Source organism: Pseudomonas sp. AO-1 (genome assembly GCF_019775695.1).
Classification (GTDB): Bacteria; Pseudomonadota; Gammaproteobacteria; order Pseudomonadales; family Pseudomonadaceae; genus Aquipseudomonas; species Aquipseudomonas parakoreensis.
Genome location: NZ_CP079947.1, coordinates 585,359 through 606,833, shown reverse-complemented (window position 1 = coordinate 606,833; position 21,475 = coordinate 585,359). Strand labels below are relative to the sequence as shown.

Genomic DNA, 21,475 nt, shown 5'->3' with positions numbered 1-21,475 from the left:
CAGTCAGGGCAGCACAAAGGCTGGATCAGTGAACCAGCCCAGCCTTCACCAACAACTGCTCCAACCCCAACAAATCCGGGACCTTGGCCACCTGTTCCCCGACCTGCACCGCCGCCTGCTCCAGCGCACACAACGGCACATCGACATAACTCAACTGACTGTCGAGCTTGTATGAACGCGGGATCCCCTGCACCAGCAGCGCGATGAATTTCAGCTGCGGCAACCCACCGAGAGCATTGAGGATGACGATCCGCGCGCGTTCGCCGATAACGATTTTCTGCCCGCACGCCGACTCGAAACTCAGCAGCGGAATCTGCCGCTCCCGCCAGCTCACCCGCCCCAGGTACCACGGCGGCGTGTCGAGGTCGAAGGCGCTGGCCTGGTAGTCGATCAGCTCGGCGACGGCGACGTTAGGCAGGATCAGGTTGCGGTCGGCCAGTGGCAGCAACAGGCCTGTGAGTTGGCTGCTGCGCGCGTTGTGGCGGCGCTCATGCATGTTTCTTGCTCCAGTGGGCAATGCTTTCGAGCAGCACCGATTCCTGATACGGCTTACCGAGGTAATCATTGACGCCGATGGCCATCGCGCGGTCGCGGTGTTTCTGCCCGGTGCGCGAGGTGATCATGATGATCGGCAGGTGTTGCAGACGTTCGTCGTGGCGCACCTGGGTGGCGACTTCGAAGCCGTCCATGCGCGGCATTTCGATGTCGAGCAGCATCAGGTCGGGCATGTGTTCTTCGAGCAGCAGCATCGCGTCGACGCCGTCCTTGGCGGTCAGCACGTTCATGCCGTGGCGCTCGAGCAAACGGCTGGTGACCTTGCGCACGGTGACCGAGTCGTCGACCACCAGCACCAGCAGGGGTTTTTGCGGCTCACTGTCGATGTCCGCCTGCGCCGGATGCTGGGCGATCCGCGCCTGCATCGCGCGGATCGGCGCGAGCAAATCAAGAATCAGCACCACCCGACCATCGCCGAGAATCGTCGCCCCGGACACGCCCTGCACCGCCGCGAACTGCGGGCCGAGGCTCTTGACCACAATCTCGCGAGTGCCGGCCATCGCATCGACCTGCACCGCGATGTGCCGGTCATTGCACTGCACCAGCAGCACCGGCAATGGCAGGCTCTGGCCGAGCAGTTTGGGGCGTGGCACGGTTTTCAGCAGCTCGCCCAGATAGCACAGTTCGTAGCGCTGACCGGCGTAGTGGTAGCTCGGCGGATCGTTGCGATAGTGCGCTTCCAGATCATTCGGCAACACCCGGACGATGCCTTCGATGGTGTTCAGCGGAATCGCATACTGATCCTCCCCGCACTGCACCATCAGCGCGCGGTTGACCGACACGGTGAACGGCAGACGAATCCGGAAATGCACGCCCTGCCCCGGCACCGAGTCGATGCTCATGGTGCCGCCGAGCTGACGGACTTCTTCGTGAACCACGTCCATGCCGACGCCGCGCCCGGAAATCTGGGTGATCTTTTCCGCCGTGGAGAAACCCGGCTGCAGGATGAACTGCAGCACGTCGCGGTCGCTGAGTTCGGCATCCGGTGCGAGCAGGCCACGCTTGATCGCCTTGCGCCGCACCGCTTCCAGCGGCACCCCGGCGCCGTCGTCGCGAATATCGAAAACGATGTCGCCACCCTCGCGGGTCAGGTCCAGGGTGATCGTGCCCTGCGCCGGTTTGCCCGCCGCCAGCCGCACTTCGGCCGACTCCAGACCATGGTCGACGGCGTTGCGCAGCATGTGCTCCAGCGGCGCGGCCATGCGCTCCAGCACGTTGCGATCCATCTCGCCTTCGGCGTTGCCGATGATGAAGGCGACGTCCTTGTTCAGCTCTTCGGCGACCTGCCGCACGATGCGTTTCAGGCGCGGCAGCATCCGCTCGAACGGCACCATGCGCGTGCGCATCAGGCCTTCCTGCAATTCGGTATTGATCCGCCCCTGTTGCTGCAACAGGTTCTCGGCGTCATGGTTGCGGCGCTCGAGGGTTTCCTTGAGATCGAGCAAGTCGGAGGCAGACTCGAACAGCGCCCGCGACAGTTGCTGCAACTGCGAATGGCGGTCCATTTCCAGCGGGTCGAACTCTTCGTAACCGAGGCGTTCGGCATCGACTTGCTGACGGCTGAGGATCCGCCCCTGGGTTTCGGTGTCGAGCCGGCGCAACTGATCGCGCATGCGTTCGATGGTGGTTTCCATCTCGTTCAGCGCGGTTTGCGCATCGCTGACTTGCTGCTCGATACGCCCACGGAAAATCGAGGTTTCCCCGGCCAGGTTGACCAGCTCATCGAGCAGTTCGGCGGAGACCTTGACCATGTCCGCGCCGGCATCAGCGGCGGGTGCCGCAGGCTCGGTCTTGGCCGGAATCGGCAGCAACGGCGGCGTGTCGGGGGTCGCCGGATGGCTGAAATTCTGGATCGCATTGATCAGCCGATCCGCCGGCGGGCAGGGCTGCCCGGCGCGCACGCCGTCGAGCATCTGCGCCAGGCGGTCATGCCCGCGCTGCACCAGCGCGAACAGTTCGGCGGACGGCTGCAGCACGCCGGTGGCGAGGCTTTCGTAAAGGAATTCGAGCTCATGGGCGAGGTCGCCGATCGGGCCGATCTCGACCATCCGCGCGCCGCCCTTGAGCGTGTGCAGATCGCGCAGCAGGGTTTCCACTTCCTGCCGATTGCCAGGCTCGGCCTGCCAGCGCAGCAACGCCGCGCCGGAGCTTTCGATGATGTCGAAACCCTCTTCGAGGAAGATGTCCAGCAGCTCCGGATCATGCGCCGCGCTGTCGGATTCAGCCGTCGGTTGCGCCGCTTCGGCAGTACCGGCGGCGCCCTGGCGGAACTGGCGGATCGTCTCGATCAGATCCTGCGCCGGGCGCAATGGTTGATGCGCCTGCAACTGCTCCAGCAACAAGGCCAAGCGGTCATGGCCCTTGTGCAGCAAGCGGCCCAGCGCTTCGCTGTGACTGTAGCGACGATCCACCAGCCCTTCGTAAAGGCTTTCCAGCTCATGGGCCAGATCGCCGATGGCGTCGACCTCGGCCATCCGCGCGCCACCCTTCAGCGTGTGCAAATCGCGCTGCAACGACGACAGCGGCGCAGCGTTGTCCGGGTCGCTCAGCCAGCGTTGCAAGGCTTGCCCGGCGCTGTCGAGAATGTCTACCGCTTCTTCGAGGAAAATCTCGACGATCTCGTCGTCCGGCGCCGTCTCGGCATTGGCGCGGGACAGTTCGGCGGTGGCGGCACCCAGTTCGCTGATGCTCAAAGTGCGGCTGCCGTCGCTGCGGATCAGCCCCATCGCCGTCGGATCGAGGCTTTCATCGAGCAGTTCGTGCAAGGCGCGGATGCGCTGCGGCTGCGGGGTAATTTCCTGGCCGGCAGCCAGTTCGTCGAGCATGTTGATCAGCGCTTCGTGGGCGCTCTGGGCTTCGTGGAAAAACCTGTCGCTGACCGCCAGGCTGCTTTCTTCGACCGCGCCGTAGAGGTCGAGCAAGGCTTCGCACAACACATCCACCGGCAGCAGATCGGCGAGGTGCGCGCCTTCGCCCAACGTGGTCAGCTCATCCAGCAGCGCACTGAGTTCCTGGCGCTCGCCGGGGTGTTGCTGCCAGCGTTGCAACAGGCCTTCGGCGTCGAGCAGGATGTCCATGCCCTGGGCGAGGAAGTTGTTGATCAGTTGCGGATCGCGCTTGATCCGCAGGCCAGTATTGGGCGAGCTGAGGATCGCTTCCAGACGTTCGGCGAGCAGCGTTTCGGTGCGTTTGATCAGCGACTGCGCACCGACAATCGGCGCCAGCGGATCGTGCTTGAGCTGGCGCAGACCGACGCGGAACAGGCCTTCGGCTTCGAGGAGCAATTCCACTTCATCCAGATCCAGTGGCAACTGATGCGCCTTGAACTCGCGCGCCAGTTTATCCAGCGGTGCGGCCAGTTCGGCAATCGGCAATACGCCGGCCATCGACGCACTGCCCTTGAGCGTGTGCAAGGCGCGCTGCAATTCGTCGCTGGCCGGCAGCGGCACATGCTCGGCGGCCTGATCGAGGAAGCGGTTGAGGCTGGCGAGGTGGGTTTCGGCCTCGTTGCGAAAGATCTCCAGCAACAGCGGATCGAGGGCCGCCACATCGTCGACGTCTTCGGCCGCCAGCGGCTCGACACCTTTGGCCAGCGCATGCGCGCGGGCCGCCAGTTGATCGACATCGCTGCGCTGACGCTGGCGCTGAGTGGCGAATTCACTGATCAGTTCCGGCAGCAGCAACACCGTGTCGGTGAGCAACTGCTGCACCTGCGCACCGGGCTCGACGCTGTGTTCCAGCACGCGGTTGAGCAGGTTTTCCACCGCCCAGGCCAGTTCGCCAAGGATCAGCGCACGAACCATGCGCCCGCTGCCCTTCAAGGTGTGAAAGGCCCGACGCAGTTCGGTCAGGGCGGCGCGGTCATGGGTGTCAGCCGACCAGCGCGGCAGGTATTCGTGCAGGACTTCGAGGACTTCGTCGGTCTCTTCGAGGAACACTTCGCGCAGTTCATCGTCCACCGGTTCTTCATCGGCCGGTGGTGGCATCAGGCTGCCGGGGGTGATCAAGGCCGGCGGGTTGACCGCCGAGACCGGGCTGGCCAGCACGTCGGCCAGCGACTGCACGGTATCGGGGTCATCCAGCGCTTGCAGATCCTGCATCACCAGCGCTTCGCTGGGGCTGAGCACATCGTCGAGCAGCGGCACGTGCTGCTCATGTGGAAAGAACCCCAGGCTGGCAAGGCTCTTTTGCGCGACATCCAGCAGTTGTTCATTCGGCGCCTGCGGGTCGTCGCTCAGGCGTTCGAGGTAATACTCGAGGCTGGTGATGACGTCGGCGAGATGATCCAGTTGCTGCCAGCCCGGCTCGTGCGGATCGAGCAGCAAATGCTCGCGAATAAAGCTGTTGCAGGCCTCGACCAGACCCGCCGCACGGCTTAGCGGAATCATCGCCAGCGCGCCGCGCACCTGGGTCAGCAACTCCGGCAACGGTTGCAGTTGCTGGCGATCCCAGTCGGCGTCGATGTAATCGACGATCATGTCCTTGGCCTGTTGCAGGCAGATGCGCGCTTCCTTGATCACGATCTGATGGATCTGCGTCAGGTCGGTGGTCGGCAGGCGCGCGTCTTCGGGACTTTCCGGCTCGACGGTGCCGACCATTCCGGCGAGGTTGGCTTCGACGTAGAGCAGCGCGCCGGCCACGTCCATCAGGGTCGCGTCATTCGGCTCGCGCTGGCCCTGAGCGAGGCTGAGGACCACCGCCAGTTGATCGATGATGACTTTGCGCGGCTGGCCAAAACCGAGCACCGCGAGGGTGTCGGCGATCTGCCGCAGCGGCGCCAGCAGGCTCTCCAGATCAGCAGTGTGCTGACGGTCGCTGCGCACGAACAGGTCGAGGCGCTCCTTGACCCGCACCAGCTCTTCGCACAGCGCCGCCAGCACCGAGCGCATCGCATCGCGGTCGGGGCCGGCCAGGCGCGCGCGTTCTTCGTCGACCATCGCGCTGTCGGGCAACGCGTCGTCCAGGGAGTAGCGATCTTTCATGGTCAGCATCTGCCCGGTGGGATGTTCGGCTTTGGCAATATAGAACAGCAGGCTTTTCAGCAACTCCGGCGGGGGCGGCTGATTGAGGCCGCGCGGGCCTTGTTCGAGCAGGCGCTTGAGTTCCTTGTCGGCGTCCTTGAACAGGCTGCGCAGCGCCGGACTGTTGGCGATGGCGCCTTCGCGCATGCCTTCGACCAGCGCTGAAGCGACCTGCCACAGCGGGCTCAACGGCGCATTGGCGCTGAGCGCTTCGAGGCGCTGGAAGACTTTCGCCAGGTAGTCGAGGTGGGTCAGGTCGTCCTGCTCGCGCAGCAACCCGACCAGCGCCATCTGCAGCATCTGGCGCAACTTGCGCAATACGTTGGGCCATTCGGCCGGCTCCAGCGCGGCCAGCGCTTCTGCGCTCAACGGCGGCAAGTCCGGCAGTGGCGGGCTGAACAGGCTGGTTTCCGAGAGCAGGCTTTCACCGTGCGCACTGCGCAGGTCGTTGATCAGCGGCAGCACCACCAATGGCAGATCGCGGCGGGCACTCTGCACCCGATCAAGATAGATCGGCAATTGCCCGAAGGCTTGCAGCAGCAAGTGCAGGGCTTCGTCGCGGTGGCTGACGCGCCCCTGCTGCAAGGCTTCGACCAGATGCTCCATTTCTTCGGCCAGCAACGCCGCGCCGTAGAACTCGACCATCTGCAAACTGCCGTGCACCTGATGGATATAGCCCAGGCACTCATCCAGCCCCGGCGCGGCCTGCGGGTCATCGAGCACGGTTTCAATCGCTTGATGCGCCTGCCTCAGCGTTTCGGCAATTTCACCCTTGACCCATTCGAGGGCCACGTAGTCGTGCCGGTCACCCATAACCACTCCACTCACGCCTTGTCCGTCGCGGACGCCGACGGCAAGGTGAAACCGGATACCGAACGGCGCAGCTGACTGGCCATCTTCGCCAGGTTGCCGATGCTCTCGGCGGTGGCGGTCGAGCCAGACGAAGTCTGCGAGGTGATCTGCTGGATCACGTTCATCGTCAGCGAGATTTGCCCGGCCGACGAGGTCTGCTGCTGTGCCGCGTTGGAGATGCTCTGGATCAGCGCCGCAAGGGTTTTCGAAACGCCTTCGATTTCTTCCAGCGCCACACCGGCATCCTGCGCCAGTCGCGCGCCACGCACCACTTCGGTGGTGGTCTGCTCCATGGAAATCACCGCTTCGTTGGTGTCGGTCTGAATCGCCCTCACCAGCGTTTCGATCTGCCGGGTGGCGGCGGACGAACGTTCGGCCAGTCGCTGCACTTCGTCGGCGACCACGGCAAAACCGCGTCCGGCATCCCCGGCCATCGACGCCTGAATCGCCGCGTTGAGCGCGAGGATGTTGGTCTGGTCGGCAATGTCGTCGATCAGGCTGACGATGTCGCCGATTTCCTGGGACGACTCGCCGAGACGCTTGATGCGTTTGGCGGTGTCCTGAATCTGTTCGCGGATATTGTCCATGCCGTGGATGGTGTTGTGCACCACCTCGTTGCCCTTGTTGGCGATTTCCACGGAACGCTCGGCCACCGCCGAGGACTCAGCGGCGTTGGCCGACACCTGATCAATGGACTGGGCCATGTCGCTGATCGCGGTCGAGGCTTCGGAAATCTGCTGCGCCTGATGCTCCGAGGCCTGGGCCAGATGCATGGCAGTGGCCTGGGTTTCCTGCACGGCGGCAGCCACCTGGCCGGCGGTGAGGTTGATGGTCGCGACCAGATCGCGCAGTTGGTCGACCGAATAGTTGATCGAGTCGGCGATGGTCCCGGTGAAGTCTTCGGTCACCGAGGCGGTCACCGTCAGGTCACCGTCGGCGAGGTCTTCGATCTCGTCGAGCAGGCGCATGATCGCGTTCTGGTTACGCTCGTTCTTCTCGGCGGTCTCGCGCAACTGGCGGTTGGTTTCGCGGACCATGACCATGCCGATCAGGATGATCGAGGCCAGTGCCAGCAAGCCCAGGACGTAGCCGCCAATGGTGTCGGTGCTGCGTCCGCCGGCAAGGTTTTCGAAACCGCTGGCGAGGTGCGAAGCCTCATCGAGCAGGGTCTGCGACAGGCTGAAGATGTTGCTCGCCGATTCACGGACCTTGAACAGCTCCGGCGAGGTTTCGAGGATTTCGTCCACGGAGCCTGAGACGAACTGGAACAGCTCGGAAATTTCACTCAGGCGCGCACGGGCATCGCGGTCTTCGACCTGGCTGATTTTCAGGGTCGGGTTGCCCTGCAACATACCGTTGAGCACCTGGCCGAAACGGGTGGCGTCGCGGCCAAAAGCGTCGGCCGCCTGCTGCGAGTTTTCGTCGCCAGCGAGCACGGTGTTGACCGCGCCGAGAATGCGTTCGGCCAGCAGCGATTGACGCTGGGCCATCGCCACTTGCGCCGCCGGGGCGCCGCGTTGCAGGAGAATTTCGACGACTTTTTCGTATTCGATCTGCAACTGCGGCACGGTTTCGGCCAGGGTCGCGGCGACCTGATGCAGCGAGAGTACGGTCTGTTCGCTGGAGAGAATCGCGTCGGTGTTTTTCAGCAGGCGTTCCCAATCCAGCTGCACCGCGCGCATTTCCGGGCGCACGGCGGCTGGCGCGGGTGGCAGGCCGGTGGCCGGGTCGCCCTTCTTCAGGTAACCCCAGCGCTGGGCAAAATCGTTGCGCGCATCGCTCAGCAGCTTGAACGCAGCGGCCTTGCCGGCGGCGGCCTCGGTGGCGTTCTTGGCGATGCGTTGCGACAGCACCCGCAGTTCACCGGCGTGGCCGATGTACTGCTTGTCGTAATTGGCCTGGGTGTTGAGATAGGCGAAGTTGGCGAACAGCAGCATGATGAACACGATCAGTGCGATGAACAGCACGATGATCTGCGAACGACTGCGCGACCCTTCTGCCGACTTGCCTGTTTTTGCTTTTGTCATCGGTCCTCGCCTATGAAACCTGCCACGGTCCACTGTGGGATTTGTGGTGAGGGGATTTATCCCCGATGGGTCGCGCAGCGGCCCCAAAACTGAGTGGTATCTGGAACATCGCGAATGCAGGTTTTGGGTTGGCTTCGCCAACCATCGGGGATAAATCCCCTCGCCACAGACTCCCACCCCATAGATTTATGGTGCTTCGGCTATATCGCGACGCTCATGAACACCGGCGACCTGGCCAGCGCAAACAGGCTGAACACCCGCCAGTTCTGCTCGCGCCGGAAATAGCCTTTGACGAACTCGGCCTTGGAACCCTGGCGTTTGCTGATCGAGATCGGCTCGAAGCTGTCCTGCTCGAAGTGCTGCAGACCGAACACCTCATCCACCAGCAACCCGGCGAACACATCGTTGTGCTCCACCACCAACACACGCCGCTGTTTGCGCAACGGCGACAGCTCGTGACCGAAGAAGCCGCACAGGTCCATGATCGGCAGCAAGCGCCCACGCAGGTTAGCCACCCCTTTGACCCACGGCTTGACCCCGGGCAACTGCGTGCAGCGCGGCTCGTGCAGCACTTCGCTGACTTCGCCCATCGGCGTCACGTACCAATGCTCACCGAGGCGAAAGCCGATGCCGCTCCAGCGATCCTGACGGCCGGGCTGCGACGGCAGATCCGCCGCCAGCAGACGGCAGCGCTGGTCGATCTGCCACAGCAGCTCGAACGCGGTCAGCGACTGGTTCATGGCCGCGCGATCAACCGGCCAGCACGTTGTTCAGGGTCTTGATCAGCATGTCTTCTTCGACCGGTTTGGTCAGGTAATCCCTGGCGCCCTGGCGCGTGCCCCAAACCTTGTCGGTTTCCTGATCCTTGGTGGTGATGATGATCACCGGAATATGGCTGGTCTCGGCATCCTTGGTCAGTTGCCGGGTGGCCTGGAAGCCGTTGAGGCCGGGCATGACGATGTCCATCAGCACGGCGTCGGGTTTTTCCTGACGGGCCAGGGCCACGCCGTCGGCGCCGTTCTCGGCCTTGAGCACTTCATGGCCGTGCTTTTCCAGCATGCCGGTGAGTTTGTACATTTCAGTCGGCGAATCATCGACGATCAGGATACGTGCCATGGTCTTCCCCATTTTTCTTGTCGACACCCGGCCCGCTGGCCGAGCGTCACTGTACGTGTCTTACTGCGGCAAAACGGCGGCAAAGCCCGGAACGTGGGCCTGAATCGCGTCGAGCAGTTCTTCCTTGCTGAAAGGCTTGGTCAAAAATTGATCAGAACCGACAATCCGCCCCTTGGCCTTGTCGAACAGCCCGTCACGCGACGACAGCATGATCACTGGCGTGGCCTTGAACGCACTGTTGTTCTTGATTAAAGCGCAGGTCTGATAACCATCCAGACGCGGCATCATGATGTCGACAAAAATGATCCCGGGGTGGTTGTCGGCGATCTTGGCCAACGCGTCGAAGCCGTCGATGGCCGTGATGACCTCGCAGCCCACATTCTTCAACAGCGTTTCGGCGGTGCGACGAATCGTTTTCGAGTCGTCGATCACCATGACCTTCAAGGCGCTGGACTGCTGTTCCATAAGGGGGCTCTACCGTCGCCTTTGCGAATCAAATTGTCCGTTTTGCGATGAGTAATGGCTGGAAACCCTTGATGCTCAAGGGCCAGCACGCTATGCCAGCCTTTTTAGCACAGTCTCCAGATGCAATCTATCGACGGGTTTTTCCTTGACCGAAAACCCTGCCAGCGCCACTCTGGCGGCACTTTTTCAATACCGATCCGGTAGCCAATTGTCGAGGAAAACCCAATGAGCGTTCGCGTCGGGATTGTCATGGACCCTATCGCCAGCATTTCCTATAAAAAGGATAGCTCGCTGGCCATGCTGCTGGCCGCGCAGAAACGTGGCTGGGAACTGTTCTACATGGAGCAGCGCGACCTGTATCAGGCCGAAGGTCAGGCCCGGGCGCGCATGAAGCCGCTGAAAGTCTTCGCCAACCCGGAAAAATGGTTCGAACTGGACGCCGAGCAGGACAACCTGCTGAGCGACCTGGACGTGATCCTGATGCGCAAGGATCCGCCGTTCGACATGGAGTTCGTCTACTCCACCTACCTGCTGGAACAGGCCGAAACCGCCGGCGTGCTGGTGGTCAACAAACCGCAGAGCCTGCGCGACTGCAACGAGAAGCTGTTCGCCACGCTATTCCCGCAGTGCACGCCGCCGACCATCGTCAGCCGTCGTCCGGACGTGCTGCGTGAATTCGCCGACCACCATGGCGACGTCATCCTCAAGCCGCTGGACGGCATGGGCGGTTCGTCGATCTTCCGTCATACCGCCGGTCACCCGAACCTGTCGGTGATCCTTGAAACCCTGACGCTGCACGGCAAGCAGCAGATCATGATTCAGGGCTACCTGCCGGCCATCGTCGACGGCGACAAACGTATCCTGATGATCGACGGCGAGCCGGTGGATTACTGCCTGGCACGGATTCCGGCCCAGGGCGAAACCCGTGGCAACCTCGCGGCCGGTGGTCGTGGCGAAGCGCGGCCGCTGACCGACAAGGATCGCTGGATTGCCGCCCAGGTCGGCCCGACCCTGCGCGAGAAAGGTCTGCTGTTCGTCGGTCTGGACGTGATCGGCGAAAACCTCACCGAAATCAACGTCACCAGCCCGACCTGCATCCGCGAAATCGACAACGCTTTCGGTACCGATATCGGCGGCATGCTGATGGACGCGATCGACAAGAAGCTGCAAGCCGCCGGCAAAAAGCCACAAGCTTGATGCACGTCACATGCAGTCTGTCGCTTGAAGCGTGAAGCCCAAGGCGTGAAACCAACATTGCGTTATCATGCGCAGCCTCTGAAAAACGCGATGTTGGTTTTCTTGTCATGACCCTCCCGTCCGATCTGCCCGCAGAACTCGCCCACCGTGGCGTGCGCCCGGCCGATCGCCTCGGATTTACCCTGTTTCTCGCGGCGCTGATTCATTTGGCGCTGCTGCTTGGCGTGGGCTTCACCATGGTCGAGCCCAAGCAGATCAGCAAAACCCTGGAAATCACCCTCGCCACCTTCAAGAGCGAAACCAAGCCGAAAAAGGCTGACTTCCTCGCTCAGGAAAACCAGGAAGGCAGCGGCACCCTCGACAAGAAGGCGATTCCCAAGACCACAGAAGTCGCGCCGTTCCAGGACAATCAGGTCAAGAAGGTCACCCCGCCCCCGGCCGCCAAACCGGAAGTGCGCGAAGCCGCGCCAAAGGCTGCGGTGACCACGGTGGCGCCGAAACAGCAAAAGGCGCCGACCAAGAAAGAAGAAACCAAAACCGAGACCAAACCCGCGGTCAACGCGCCGACGTTCGACAGTTCACAGCTGTCCAGCGACATCGCCAGCCTCGAAGCCGAACTGGCCAACGAACAGCAGCTGTACGCCAAGCGCCCGCGGATTCACCGCTTGAGCGCGGCCTCGACCATGCGCGACAAGGGCGCCTGGTACAAGGATGACTGGCGCAAGAAGGTCGAGCGCATCGGCAACCTCAATTACCCGGAAGAAGCGCGGCGCAAGCAGATTTACGGCAACCTGCGCCTGATGGTTTCGATCAACCGCGACGGCTCGCTGTATGAAGTGCTGGTGCTGGAGTCCTCCGGCCAGCCGCTGCTGGATCAGGCGGCGCAGCGCATCGTCCGACTGGCGGCACCGTTCGCGCCGTTTACCGGCGATCTGTCGGATATCGACCGACTGGAAATCATCCGCACCTGGAAATTCGCCCGGGGCGACAAACTCTCCAGTAACTGACCGCCGGCATACAGTTTTTTTGTGGTGAGGGGATTTATCCCCGATCGGCTGCGAAGCAGTCGCAAAACCAGCACACGCTGGTATGTCAGGCATATCACGTCAATGGATTGAGGGCCGCTTCGCACCCCATCGGGGATAAATCCCCTCACCACAAAGGTTCAACTTCAACAATGGATCTGCGTTGTTCTCTGATCCTCAGCTTGTCAGTTCGCCCCTTGAACGCCACACTATCGCTCATGAAAAACGTCAGCCCCAGCTACCTCAAGCATCACTTCCTGATCGCCATGCCGCACATGGCCGACCCGAACTTTGCCCACACCTTGACCTACATCGTCGAGCACACGGCCAATGGCGCCATGGGGCTGGTGGTCAATCGACCGCAAGAGCTGAATCTGGCTGACATCCTCGAGCAATTGCGCCCGGATATCGATCCGCCAGCGCTGTGCCAGCATGTGCCGATCTTCATCGGCGGCCCGGTGCAGACTGATCGCGGTTTCGTCCTGCACCCGGCCGGCAAGACCTTTCAGGCCACCGTTGAGCTCGAAGGTGATCTGGCGCTGTCCACTTCGCAGGACGTGCTGTTCGCCATCGCTGACGGCGTGGGCCCGGCGAAAAGCGTGATCACCCTCGGCTACGCCGGTTGGGAAGCCGGGCAACTGGAGGCTGAACTGGCCGACAACGCCTGGCTGACCTGCCCGTACGACGCCGACATCCTGTTCAACACCAGCAGCGAGCTGCGTCTGGAAGCGGCGGCACGGCACCTGGGGATCAACCTCAGCCTGCTGACCAGCCAGGCGGGGCACGCCTGATGGCCCTGCGCCTGATTCTCGGCTTCGACTACGGCACCAAACAGATCGGCGTTGCGGTCGGCCAGGTGATTACCGGCCAGGCCCGCGAGCTGTGCACCCTGAAAGCGCAGAACGGCGTGCCCGACTGGAATCAGGTCGAAGCGCTGTTCAAGGAATGGAAGCCCGACGCCGTGGTAGTCGGCCTGCCGCTGAACATGGACGGCACGCCCAGCGAGATGTGCCTGCGTGCGGAGAAATTCGCCCGCCGCCTCAATGGCCGCTTCAATGTGCCCTTCTATACCCACGACGAACGCCTGACCACCTTTGAGGCCAAGGGTGAGCGACTGGTGCGCGGCGGGCAGAAAGGCAGTTACCGCGACAACCCGGTGGACGCCATCGCCGCCGCTCTGCTGTTGCAGGGCTGGCTCGACGAAAACACTGCATTGTTTGAATCCTGACAAGCGCTTCGGCGCTTTTCTTTTGAGCTACGACCCGAGCCGCGTCCAAGGACCCGGCTCGGCCCCAAGAAGGAGCAACCATGAGTCTGCCCAATCCCGCCGATCTGATCAGCCAGATGGCGACCCGCCTCAAGGCGCACCTTGCACAGCGTGATATCCGCGAGCCGCGTTACATCGGCATTCGCACCGGTGGTATCTGGGTCGCGCAGGCCCTGCTCAAGGAACTGGGCAGTGACGCGCCGCTGGGCACGCTGGATGTTTCCTTCTACCGCGACGACTTCAGCCAGAACGGCCTGCACCCGCAAGTGCGTCCGTCGGCCCTGCCCTTCGAGATCGAAGGCCAGCATCTGGTGCTGATCGATGACGTACTGATGAGCGGCCGCACCATCCGCGCCGCCATGAACGAACTGTTCGACTACGGCCGCCCGGCCAGCGTGACCCTGGTCTGCCTGCTCGACCTTGACGCCGGCGAGCTGCCGATCCGCCCGAACGTGGTGGGTGCGACCCTGTCGCTGGCCGCCAATGAGCGCGTCAAGCTGTCCGGCCCGGAGCCGCTGACGCTCGAACTGCAAGACCTGAATCCTTAACCCGCCCTTATTGAGAGTCCCCCTCGCGATGACGCCTCTAGATACCAAGCGCCCGCTGCAGCTCAATGATCAGGGCCAGCTGCGCCACTTCCTCTCGCTCGACGGCCTGCGCCGCGAGTTGCTGACGGAAATCCTCGACACTGCCGACTCGTTCCTCGAAGTCGGTGCCCGGGCGGTGAAGAAGGTCCCGTTGCTGCGCGGCAAGACCGTGTGCAACGTGTTCTTCGAAAACTCCACCCGTACCCGCACCACCTTCGAACTGGCGGCCCAGCGGCTGTCGGCGGACGTGATCACCCTGAACGTGTCGACTTCGTCGGCCAGCAAAGGTGAAACCCTGCTCGACACCCTGCGCAACCTCGAAGCGATGGCCGCCGACATGTTCGTCGTGCGCCACGGTGATTCCGGCGCCGCGCACTTCATCGCCGAGCATGTCTGCCCGCAGGTGGCGATCATCAACGGCGGCGACGGCCGTCATGCGCACCCGACCCAGGGCATGCTCGACATGCTCACCATCCGTCGGCACAAGGGCGGTTTCGAAAACCTCTCGGTGGCAATTGTCGGCGACATCCTGCACTCGCGGGTCGCGCGCTCGAACATGTTGGCCCTGAAGACCCTGGGCTGCCCTGACATCCGCGTGATCGCGCCGAAGACCCTGCTGCCGATCGGCATCGAGCAGTACGGCGTCAAGGTCTACACCGACATGAACGAAGGCCTCAAGGACGTCGACGTGGTGATCATGCTGCGCCTGCAGCGTGAGCGCATGAGCGGCGGCCTGCTGCCGAGTGAAGGCGAGTTCTATCGCCTGTTCGGCCTGACCACCGCACGTCTGGCCGGAGCCAAGCCTGATTGCATCGTCATGCACCCGGGGCCGATCAACCGTGGCGTGGAAATCGAGTCCGCGGTGGCCGACGGCCCGCACTCGGTGATCCTCAATCAAGTCACCTACGGCATCGCGATCCGCATGGCCGTGCTGTCGATGGCCATGAGCGGGCAAACAGCGCAACGTCAATTCGAGCAGGAGAACGCCCAGTGAAGCTCAGCATTCTCGGCGCCCGCGTCATCGATCCAAGCAGCGGCCTGGATCAAATCACCGATATCCACGTTGAAGCCTGCAAGATCGTCGCCCTCGGCGCCGCACCCGCCGGTTTCACTGCCGTTGAAACCATCGACGCTCAAGGCCTCGTTGCCGCGCCCGGGCTGGTCGATCTGAACGTCGCCCTGCGCGAACCGGGCTACAGCCGCAAAGGCAGCATCGTCAGCGAAACCCGCGCGGCGGCGGCGGGCGGCGTGACCAGTCTGTGCTGCCCGCCGAAAACCAAACCGGTACTCGATACCTCGGCCGTGGCCGAACTGATCCTCGACCGCGCCCGCGAAGCCGGCAACACCAAGGTGTTTCCGATCGGCGCGCTGAGCAAAGGCCTGGACGGCGAACAGCTGGCAGAGCTGGTGGTGCTGCGCGACGCCGGGTGTGTGGCGTTCGGCAATGGCCTGGAGAGTTTCCGCAACACCCGCACCCTGTGCCGGGCACTGGATTACGCGGCCACTTTCGACCTGACGGTGATTTTCAATTCGCAGGATCACGATCTGGCCGATGGCGGTCTGGCCCATGAAGGTGCCGTTGCCAGTTTCCTTGGCTTGCCGGGCATTCCGGAAACTGCGGAAACCGTGGCCCTCGCTCGCGATCTGCTGCTGGTCGAGCAGACCGGCGTGCGCGCGCACTTCAGCCAGTTGACCAGCGCGCGCGGCGTGGCCCTGATCGCTCAGGCGCAGGCCCGTGGCTTGCAGGTCACTGCAGATGTCGCCCTGTATCAGCTGATCCTTACCGATGAAGCGCTGATCGACTTCAGCAGCCTGTATCACGTGCAACCGCCGCTGCGCACCCGCGCCGACCGCGACGGCCTGCGTGAGGCGGTGAAGTCAGGGGTGATTTCGGCGATCTCCAGCCATCACCAACCGCACGAACGCGATGCCAAACTGGCGCCGTTCGGCGCAACCGAGCCGGGCATCAGCAGTGTGGAGTTGCTGCTGCCGCTGGCGATGACGCTGGTTGAGGATGGTCTGCTGGATCTGCCGACCCTGCTGGCGCGCCTGAGCACTGGGCCTGCGGACGCGCTGCGTTTGCCGGCGGGCAAACTGGAAGTCGGTGGTGCGGCGGATATCGTGCTGTTCGACCCGAAAGCCTCCACCGTGGCCGGCGAAGGCTGGCTGTCGAAGGGCGAGAACTGCCCGTTCCTCGGGCACAGTCTGCCGGGTGTGGTGCGCTATACGCTGGTGGACGGGCGGATCAGCCACCAGGCGTAACCGGCTGCTGAGGGACATTGTGGCAAGGGGATTTATCCCCGATGGGCTGCGCAGCAGCCCTCGATCTACAACCGCGGTGATTTCAGTTCCTCCGCGGTTGAATGTTTTAGGGCCGCTACGCGCCCCATCGGGGATAAATCCCCTCGCCACAGGTTACTGAAAGGCGCCGCGATTCTGCGCGTTGCGCACCGACACCTGATCATTCAGCGTCCAGAAGTCATACAGCACCCCGACAAAGAACAACCCGCCGGTCAGCAGATACAGCAATCCACTGATCCACTTGCCCTGGTACATCCGGTGCACGCCGAACACGCCCAGGAACGTCAGCAGAATCCACGCCACGTTGTATTCGATCGGCCCTGCGGTGAAACGCAGATCCGCCTCGCGATCCATTGCCGGGATCAGGAACACGTCGATCAGCCAGCCAATGCCCAGCAGACCGAAGGTAAAGAACCAGATCGTCCCGGTCACCGGCTTGCCGTAATAGAAGCGGTGAGCGCCGGTGAAACCAAAAATCCACAGCAGATAACCGATGATTTTGCTGTGCGTATCCTGCGGTGCAGCGACCTGCTGATAGCGGTTCATGAAGACCTCGATTCACACGATAGATAAATTTTCTTTAATTCTTTGTGACTTTTTTACAGGGAGCCGACGTACGGCAAATGTTAATGTGTCGTCCGTCAAAGCCTTATACCACCGGACTTCTGTCGGACAATCGCGTCCATTTGCCGCTTGTTTGGTTCCGTTGCCTCCCGATTGAATCGACCAACGGCCTCGGAAGGGACAAAAAAGCTGTTATAAAGTTGCGCGCTACCACCTAAGAGCCACGCCTAATGCGACCATTTTTCAAGACATGGCTAACTATTTGCCTATTAATGCCACTGGCCGCCCACGCCACCAATCGTGAGCAACGTCTTCCCAACGTTAACGGTTTCACCCCTAAATCCCATGCTTCGGCTCCTTCGAGTAAAAGCAGCAAACAAACGAAACACACCACGCTCGCCAGCAAGAGTCACGGCAAGCTGGTGCCACCGATGGCCAACAAGGAAAGCAGCAACGTCCTGAGCCGTGCGGTGAACGTCCTCGGTACTCCCTACCGTTGGGGCGGCAGCAGCCCAAGTAAAGGCTTCGACTGCAGCGGTCTGGTCAAATATGCGTTCAACGACGCCACGTTCGACCTGCCACGCACCTCTAACGCCATGGCCAGCGGGCATGGCGAGAAAGTCGAACGCAAGGACCTGAAACCGGGCGACCTGATTTTCTTCAACATCAAGAGCCGCCGGGTCAACCACGTTGCCATCTACCTGGGCAACGACCGCTTCATCCACGCACCACGCCGTGGCAAAGCGGTCAGCATCGATACGCTGAACAAGCCGTACTGGGAACAGCACTACGTGGTTGCCAAGCGTGTGCTGCCGAAAGAACCGGGCGGCAAGCAGATGCGCGTGGTTCAGCGCTAAGCTTTCTAATCAAGATCAAAAGATCGCAGCCTTCGGCAGCTCCTACACAAATCACTGTAGGAGCTGCCGAAGGCTGCGATCTTTTGCTTTTGGCCTTTTTAGAAATTATCCGGCGTACGCGCCTTCTCCCGCGCATGCTCGCGGCTGATCAAGCCCTTGGTCACCAGCTCCTTCAGGCACATGTCGAGTGTCTGCATCCCCAACGACCCACCGGTCTGAATCGCCGAATACATCTGCGCCACCTTGTCCTCGCGGATCAGGTTCCGGATCGCCGACGTTCCCAGCATGATTTCATGCGCCGCCACCCGCCCGCCGCCGATCTTCTTGATCAGCGTTTGCGACACCACCGCCAGCAGCGACTCGGACAACATTGAACGCACCATGGACTTCTCGTCGCCCGGGAACACATCGACAACTCGGTCGATGGTCTTGGCGGCCGACGTCGTGTGCAGCGTGCCGAATACCAGGTGCCCGGTCTCGGCGGCAGTCAGTGCGAGGCGGATGGTTTCCAGGTCGCGCATCTCCCCCACCAGGATCACGTCCGGGTCTTCGCGCAGCGCCGAGCGCAATGCCGTGGCGAAACTGCGGGTATCGCGATGGACTTCGCGCTGATTGATCAGGCATTTGCGCGATTCGTGGACAAACTCGATCGGGTCTTCGATGGTGAGGATATGGTGATGGCGATGGGTATTGAGGTAATCGATCATCGCCGCCAACGTGGTGGATTTGCCGGACCCGGTCGGCCCGGTCACCAGCACCAGCCCGCGTGGCGCATCGGTGATCTTGCGAAACACATCGCCCATGGCGAGGTCTTCCATGCTCAGAACTTTCGACGGAATGGTGCGGAACACAGCGCCGGCGCCACGATTCTGGTTAAACGCATTGACCCGAAAGCGCGCGACGCCGGGGACTTCGAACGAGAAATCCGTTTCCAGGTGTTTCTCGAAGTCGACGCGCTGGGTGTCGTTCATGATGTCGTAGATCAATTCGTGCACTTGCTTGTGATCCAGCGCCGGCAGATTGATCCGCCGTACATCGCCATCGACGCGGATCATCGGCGGCAGACCGGCCGACAGGTGCAGGTCGGAAGCGCCCTGTTTGGCGCTGAACGCCAGCAGTTCAGTGATATCCATAGCGTCCCTCAATTCCAGTAGAATGCCGCGAACCTTCAGACCGCCGGCGCCTCTTGATGTCCACGATAGCAGACAACATTCTCCAGGTTAGTTCGCGTATCCAGGCCGCGACCAGAGCGGCCGGTCGTGACGAACACAGCGTCCAGTTGCTCGCCGTGAGCAAAACCAAACCGGCGCAGGCCCTGCGTGAAGCCTACGCCGCCGGCCTGCGTGACTTTGGCGAGAACTATCTGCAGGAAGCCTTGGGCAAACAGCTCGAACTGGCCGACCTGCCCTTGATCTGGCACTTCATCGGCCCCATTCAATCGAACAAGACTCGCGCTATCGCCGAGCATTTCGACTGGGTGCACTCCGTGGATCGCCTGAAAATTGCCCAACGCCTGTCCGAACAGCGCCCGGCCGACCTGCCGCCGCTGAACATCTGCATTCAGGTCAACGTCAGCGGTGAGGCCAGCAAGTCCGGCTGCACCCCGGCCGACCTGCCGGCGCTGGCCGAGGCCATCAGCACCCTGCCCCGGCTGAAATTGCGCGGGCTGATGGCGATTCCCGAGCCGACCGAAGATCGCGCCGAACAAGACGCCGCTTTTGCTGCCGTGCAACGTTTGCAGGCCAGCCTGAATCTGCCGCTCGACACACTTTCCATGGGCATGAGCCACGACCTCGAGTCGGCCATCGCCCAAGGCGCCACCTGGGTGCGGATCGGTACCGCCCTGTTTGGTGCCAGAGATTACGGTCAGCAATGACCGACAGCCATCTGAAAAAGGACCTGACATGAGCAACACACGTATTGCCTTTATCGGTGCCGGCAACATGGCCGCCAGTCTGATCGGCGGCCTGCGCGCCAAGGGTCTGCAAGCCAGCCACATCCGCGCCAGCGATCCGGGCGAAGAAACCCGCCAACGCGTCAGCGCCGAACACGGCATCGAAACCTTCGCTGACAACGCGCAGGCCATCGACGGTGTCGACGTGATCGTGCTGGCGGTCAAGCCACAGGCGATGAAAGCCGTGTGCGAAGCCATCCGTCCAAGCCTGAAACCGCAGCAACTGGTGGTATCGATCGCCGCCGGCATCACCTGCGCGAGCATGACTGCGTGGCTCGGCGAGCAGCCGATCGTGCGCTGCATGCCGAACACCCCGGCGCTGCTGCGTCAGGGCGTCAGCGGTTTGTACGCCACCAGCGAAGTGACTGCCGAACAGCGTCAGCAGGCTGAAGAGCTGCTGTCCGCCGTGGGCATTGCGCTGTGGCTGGACGAAGAGCAGCAACTCGATGCGGTGACCGCCGTCTCCGGCTCCGGCCCGGCGTACTTCTTCCTGCTGATCGAAGCGATGACCGCTGCCGGCGTCAAACTCGGCCTGCCCAAGGAAATCGCCGAGCAACTGACCCTGCAAACGGCGCTGGGCGCCGCGCACATGGCGGTATCCAGCGATGTCGACGCCGCCGAACTGCGCCGCCGCGTGACGTCGCCAAATGGCACCACAGAGGCCGCGATCAAATCATTCCAGGCTGACGGCTTCGAAGCCCTGGTAGAAAAAGCACTCGGCGCCGCCGCGCACCGCTCGGCCGAAATGGCCGAACAACTGGGCAAATAAGGAGCCTTACATGATTGGATTGAACACCGCAGCGGTTTACGTGCTGCAAACCCTCGGCAGTCTGTACCTGCTGATCGTGCTGTTGCGCTTCGTTTTGCAACTGGTGCGGGCGAATTTCTACAACCCGCTGTGCCAGTTCGTGGTCAAGGCCACCCAGCCGCTGCTCAAGCCGCTGCGCCGGATCATCCCGAGCCTGTTCGGCCTGGATATGTCATCGCTGGTGCTGGCAATTCTGGTGCAACTGGCCTTGATGGCCCTGACCCTGCTGCTGACCTACGGCACCACCGGCAACCCGCTGCAGCTGTTCATCTGGTCGATCATCGGCGTGACCGCGCTGTTCCTGAAGATCTTCTTCTTCGCCCTGATCATCAGCGTGATCCTGTCGTGGGTCGCCCCAGGCAGCCACAACCCGGGCGCTGAACTGGTCAACCAGATCTGCGAGCCGGCGCTGGCACCGTTCCGCAAGATTCTGCCGAACCTCGGCGGCCTGGACCTGTCGCCGATCTTCGCCTTCCTCGCGCTGAAGCTGATCGACATGCTGGTGATCAACAATCTGGCGGCGATGACGATGATGCCGGAAATCCTGCGCCTGCTGATGTGAGCTGGTTTCGCTGGGACGGGGACGATTTGATCCTCGAATGTCATCTGCAACCGGCAGCCCGCAGCGATGATTTCGCCGGGCTGCACGGTGACCGCCTGAAGATCCGCCTCACCGCGCCGCCGGTCGAGGGCAAGGCCAATGCATATCTGATGGGTTTTCTGGCCAAGGCGTTTGGCGTGTCCAAAAGCCAGGTCAGCTTGCTCAGCGGCGAGCTGAACCGGCAGAAACGGGTGAAGATCTGCTCGCCGAAGAAGCTGCCAGATTTGCCTGATCTGACGCGTCCAGCCTGATCCACTGTGGTGAGGGGATTTATCCCC

20 protein-coding genes are annotated in these 21,475 nt (G+C 62.3%); 12 read left to right on the top strand and 8 right to left on the bottom strand.

The genetic code is table 11. From position 1 onward, the window contains the following. Nucleotides 1-25: 25 nt before the first annotated feature. The 6 genes from KVQ82_RS02855 to pilG all read right to left on the bottom strand — a co-directional run bounded on the left by KVQ82_RS02855 (nucleotide 26) and on the right by pilG (nucleotide 10,036). Nucleotides 26-496 (bottom strand): chemotaxis protein CheW, encoded by a 471-nt coding sequence (locus tag KVQ82_RS02855; protein WP_108184081.1) that lies wholly within the window; start codon nucleotides 494-496, stop codon nucleotides 26-28. After that, nucleotides 489-6,389, bottom strand: coding sequence for an Hpt domain-containing protein (locus tag KVQ82_RS02850; RefSeq protein ID WP_222019354.1), 5,901 nt, complete (start codon nucleotides 6,387-6,389; stop codon nucleotides 489-491). Before KVQ82_RS02850 ends, KVQ82_RS02855 begins: the two co-directional genes overlap by 8 nt. 11 nt (nucleotides 6,390-6,400) lie before the next feature. Beyond that, the gene (locus KVQ82_RS02845) at nucleotides 6,401-8,455 is read right to left on the bottom strand and encodes a methyl-accepting chemotaxis protein (protein ID WP_041063506.1); all 2,055 of its coding nucleotides are present in this window, start codon (nucleotides 8,453-8,455) and stop codon (nucleotides 6,401-6,403) included. Between the two features lie 200 nt (nucleotides 8,456-8,655). Next, nucleotides 8,656-9,195, bottom strand: coding sequence for a chemotaxis protein CheW (locus KVQ82_RS02840; protein ID WP_108184085.1), 540 nt, complete (start codon nucleotides 9,193-9,195; stop codon nucleotides 8,656-8,658). A 10-nt stretch (nucleotides 9,196-9,205) separates the two neighbouring features. Further along, nucleotides 9,206-9,571: a twitching motility response regulator PilH gene (pilH, locus tag KVQ82_RS02835; RefSeq protein ID WP_047297146.1), complete on the bottom strand. Its 366-nt coding sequence runs from the start codon at nucleotides 9,569-9,571 to the stop codon at nucleotides 9,206-9,208. 60 nt (nucleotides 9,572-9,631) lie between these two features. Beyond that, nucleotides 9,632-10,036 (bottom strand): twitching motility response regulator PilG, encoded by a 405-nt coding sequence (gene pilG, locus KVQ82_RS02830; protein ID WP_041063509.1) that lies wholly within the window; start codon nucleotides 10,034-10,036, stop codon nucleotides 9,632-9,634. A gap of 225 nt (nucleotides 10,037-10,261) precedes the next feature. On the opposite strand from pilG, the gene gshB reads away from it, so the two are divergent. The 7 genes from gshB (at nucleotide 10,262) to KVQ82_RS02795 (ending at nucleotide 16,374) form a co-directional block, all read left to right on the top strand. Continuing rightward, entirely contained in the window at nucleotides 10,262-11,233 is a 972-nt protein-coding gene (gene gshB, locus KVQ82_RS02825; protein ID WP_222017912.1) for a glutathione synthase, read from the top strand. A 107-nt stretch (nucleotides 11,234-11,340) separates the two neighbouring features. Continuing rightward, nucleotides 11,341-12,240: an energy transducer TonB gene (locus tag KVQ82_RS02820; RefSeq protein WP_007964106.1), complete on the top strand. Its 900-nt coding sequence runs from the start codon at nucleotides 11,341-11,343 to the stop codon at nucleotides 12,238-12,240. A 236-nt stretch (nucleotides 12,241-12,476) separates the two neighbouring features. Further along, complete coding sequence (locus KVQ82_RS02815) at nucleotides 12,477-13,049, top strand: YqgE/AlgH family protein (protein ID WP_011336368.1); 573 nt, start codon at nucleotides 12,477-12,479, stop codon at nucleotides 13,047-13,049. After that, complete coding sequence (gene ruvX / locus KVQ82_RS02810; protein ID WP_003229101.1) at nucleotides 13,049-13,486, top strand: Holliday junction resolvase RuvX; 438 nt, start codon at nucleotides 13,049-13,051, stop codon at nucleotides 13,484-13,486. Before KVQ82_RS02815 ends, ruvX begins: the two co-directional genes overlap by 1 nt. 80 nt (nucleotides 13,487-13,566) lie before the next feature. Continuing rightward, nucleotides 13,567-14,073 carry a bifunctional pyr operon transcriptional regulator/uracil phosphoribosyltransferase PyrR gene (gene pyrR / locus KVQ82_RS02805; RefSeq protein WP_108184089.1) on the top strand — a complete coding sequence of 169 codons (507 nt, stop codon included), beginning with the start codon at nucleotides 13,567-13,569 and terminating at the stop codon, nucleotides 14,071-14,073. 28 nt (nucleotides 14,074-14,101) lie between these two features. Further along, nucleotides 14,102-15,106, top strand: a complete 1,005-nt coding sequence (locus KVQ82_RS02800) for an aspartate carbamoyltransferase catalytic subunit (protein ID WP_041063517.1) — start codon at nucleotides 14,102-14,104, stop codon at nucleotides 15,104-15,106. Then, nucleotides 15,103-16,374, top strand: a complete 1,272-nt coding sequence (locus KVQ82_RS02795; protein ID WP_222017910.1) for a dihydroorotase — start codon at nucleotides 15,103-15,105, stop codon at nucleotides 16,372-16,374. Before KVQ82_RS02800 ends, KVQ82_RS02795 begins: the two co-directional genes overlap by 4 nt. 153 nt (nucleotides 16,375-16,527) lie before the next feature. On the opposite strand, the gene KVQ82_RS02790 is transcribed toward KVQ82_RS02795, so the two are convergent. Further along, the gene (locus KVQ82_RS02790; protein ID WP_041063521.1) at nucleotides 16,528-16,959 is read right to left on the bottom strand and encodes a TM2 domain-containing protein; all 432 of its coding nucleotides are present in this window, start codon (nucleotides 16,957-16,959) and stop codon (nucleotides 16,528-16,530) included. A gap of 248 nt (nucleotides 16,960-17,207) precedes the next feature. On the opposite strand from KVQ82_RS02790, the gene KVQ82_RS02785 reads away from it, so the two are divergent. Continuing rightward, nucleotides 17,208-17,834 carry a C40 family peptidase gene (locus KVQ82_RS02785; protein WP_108184091.1) on the top strand — a complete coding sequence of 209 codons (627 nt, stop codon included), beginning with the start codon at nucleotides 17,208-17,210 and terminating at the stop codon, nucleotides 17,832-17,834. 98 nt (nucleotides 17,835-17,932) lie between these two features. Here the strand turns inward: KVQ82_RS02785 and KVQ82_RS02780 are convergent, their stop codons facing one another. Next, nucleotides 17,933-18,967 carry a type IV pilus twitching motility protein PilT gene (locus KVQ82_RS02780; protein WP_041063525.1) on the bottom strand — a complete coding sequence of 345 codons (1,035 nt, stop codon included), beginning with the start codon at nucleotides 18,965-18,967 and terminating at the stop codon, nucleotides 17,933-17,935. Between the two features lie 56 nt (nucleotides 18,968-19,023). On the opposite strand from KVQ82_RS02780, the gene KVQ82_RS02775 reads away from it, so the two are divergent. The 4 genes from KVQ82_RS02775 to KVQ82_RS02760 are packed head-to-tail and all read left to right on the top strand — an operon-like array spanning nucleotide 19,024 to nucleotide 21,448. Then, nucleotides 19,024-19,710 (top strand): YggS family pyridoxal phosphate-dependent enzyme, encoded by a 687-nt coding sequence (locus KVQ82_RS02775; RefSeq protein WP_222017908.1) that lies wholly within the window; start codon nucleotides 19,024-19,026, stop codon nucleotides 19,708-19,710. A gap of 28 nt (nucleotides 19,711-19,738) precedes the next feature. Next, entirely contained in the window at nucleotides 19,739-20,557 is an 819-nt protein-coding gene (gene proC / locus KVQ82_RS02770; protein ID WP_222017906.1) for a pyrroline-5-carboxylate reductase, read from the top strand. A gap of 10 nt (nucleotides 20,558-20,567) precedes the next feature. Further along, nucleotides 20,568-21,158: a YggT family protein gene (locus KVQ82_RS02765; RefSeq protein ID WP_041063533.1), complete on the top strand. Its 591-nt coding sequence runs from the start codon at nucleotides 20,568-20,570 to the stop codon at nucleotides 21,156-21,158. Then, entirely contained in the window at nucleotides 21,155-21,448 is a 294-nt protein-coding gene (locus KVQ82_RS02760; protein ID WP_222017905.1) for a DUF167 domain-containing protein, read from the top strand. Before KVQ82_RS02765 ends, KVQ82_RS02760 begins: the two co-directional genes overlap by 4 nt. Nucleotides 21,449-21,475 lie beyond the last annotated feature (27 nt).

Coding starts and splice junctions, on each gene's coding strand:
- KVQ82_RS02785 (WP_108184091.1), top strand. CDS start 17,208: ATGCGACCATTTTTCAAGACATGGCTAACTATTTGCCTATTAATGCCA.
- ruvX (WP_003229101.1), top strand. CDS start 13,049: ATGGCCCTGCGCCTGATTCTCGGCTTCGACTACGGCACCAAACAGATC.
- pyrR (WP_108184089.1), top strand. CDS start 13,567: ATGAGTCTGCCCAATCCCGCCGATCTGATCAGCCAGATGGCGACCCGC.
- KVQ82_RS02780 (WP_041063525.1), bottom strand. CDS start 18,967: ATGGATATCACTGAACTGCTGGCGTTCAGCGCCAAACAGGGCGCTTCC.
- KVQ82_RS02855 (WP_108184081.1), bottom strand. CDS start 496: ATGCATGAGCGCCGCCACAACGCGCGCAGCAGCCAACTCACAGGCCTG.
- KVQ82_RS02840 (WP_108184085.1), bottom strand. CDS start 9,195: ATGAACCAGTCGCTGACCGCGTTCGAGCTGCTGTGGCAGATCGACCAG.
- pilG (WP_041063509.1), bottom strand. CDS start 10,036: ATGGAACAGCAGTCCAGCGCCTTGAAGGTCATGGTGATCGACGACTCG.
- KVQ82_RS02850 (WP_222019354.1), bottom strand. CDS start 6,389: ATGGGTGACCGGCACGACTACGTGGCCCTCGAATGGGTCAAGGGTGAA.
- KVQ82_RS02765 (WP_041063533.1), top strand. CDS start 20,568: ATGATTGGATTGAACACCGCAGCGGTTTACGTGCTGCAAACCCTCGGC.
- KVQ82_RS02820 (WP_007964106.1), top strand. CDS start 11,341: ATGACCCTCCCGTCCGATCTGCCCGCAGAACTCGCCCACCGTGGCGTG.
- KVQ82_RS02845 (WP_041063506.1), bottom strand. CDS start 8,455: ATGACAAAAGCAAAAACAGGCAAGTCGGCAGAAGGGTCGCGCAGTCGT.
- pilH (WP_047297146.1), bottom strand. CDS start 9,571: ATGGCACGTATCCTGATCGTCGATGATTCGCCGACTGAAATGTACAAA.
- KVQ82_RS02800 (WP_041063517.1), top strand. CDS start 14,102: ATGACGCCTCTAGATACCAAGCGCCCGCTGCAGCTCAATGATCAGGGC.
- KVQ82_RS02790 (WP_041063521.1), bottom strand. CDS start 16,959: ATGAACCGCTATCAGCAGGTCGCTGCACCGCAGGATACGCACAGCAAA.
- KVQ82_RS02775 (WP_222017908.1), top strand. CDS start 19,024: ATGTCCACGATAGCAGACAACATTCTCCAGGTTAGTTCGCGTATCCAG.
- proC (WP_222017906.1), top strand. CDS start 19,739: ATGAGCAACACACGTATTGCCTTTATCGGTGCCGGCAACATGGCCGCC.
- KVQ82_RS02815 (WP_011336368.1), top strand. CDS start 12,477: ATGAAAAACGTCAGCCCCAGCTACCTCAAGCATCACTTCCTGATCGCC.
- gshB (WP_222017912.1), top strand. CDS start 10,262: ATGAGCGTTCGCGTCGGGATTGTCATGGACCCTATCGCCAGCATTTCC.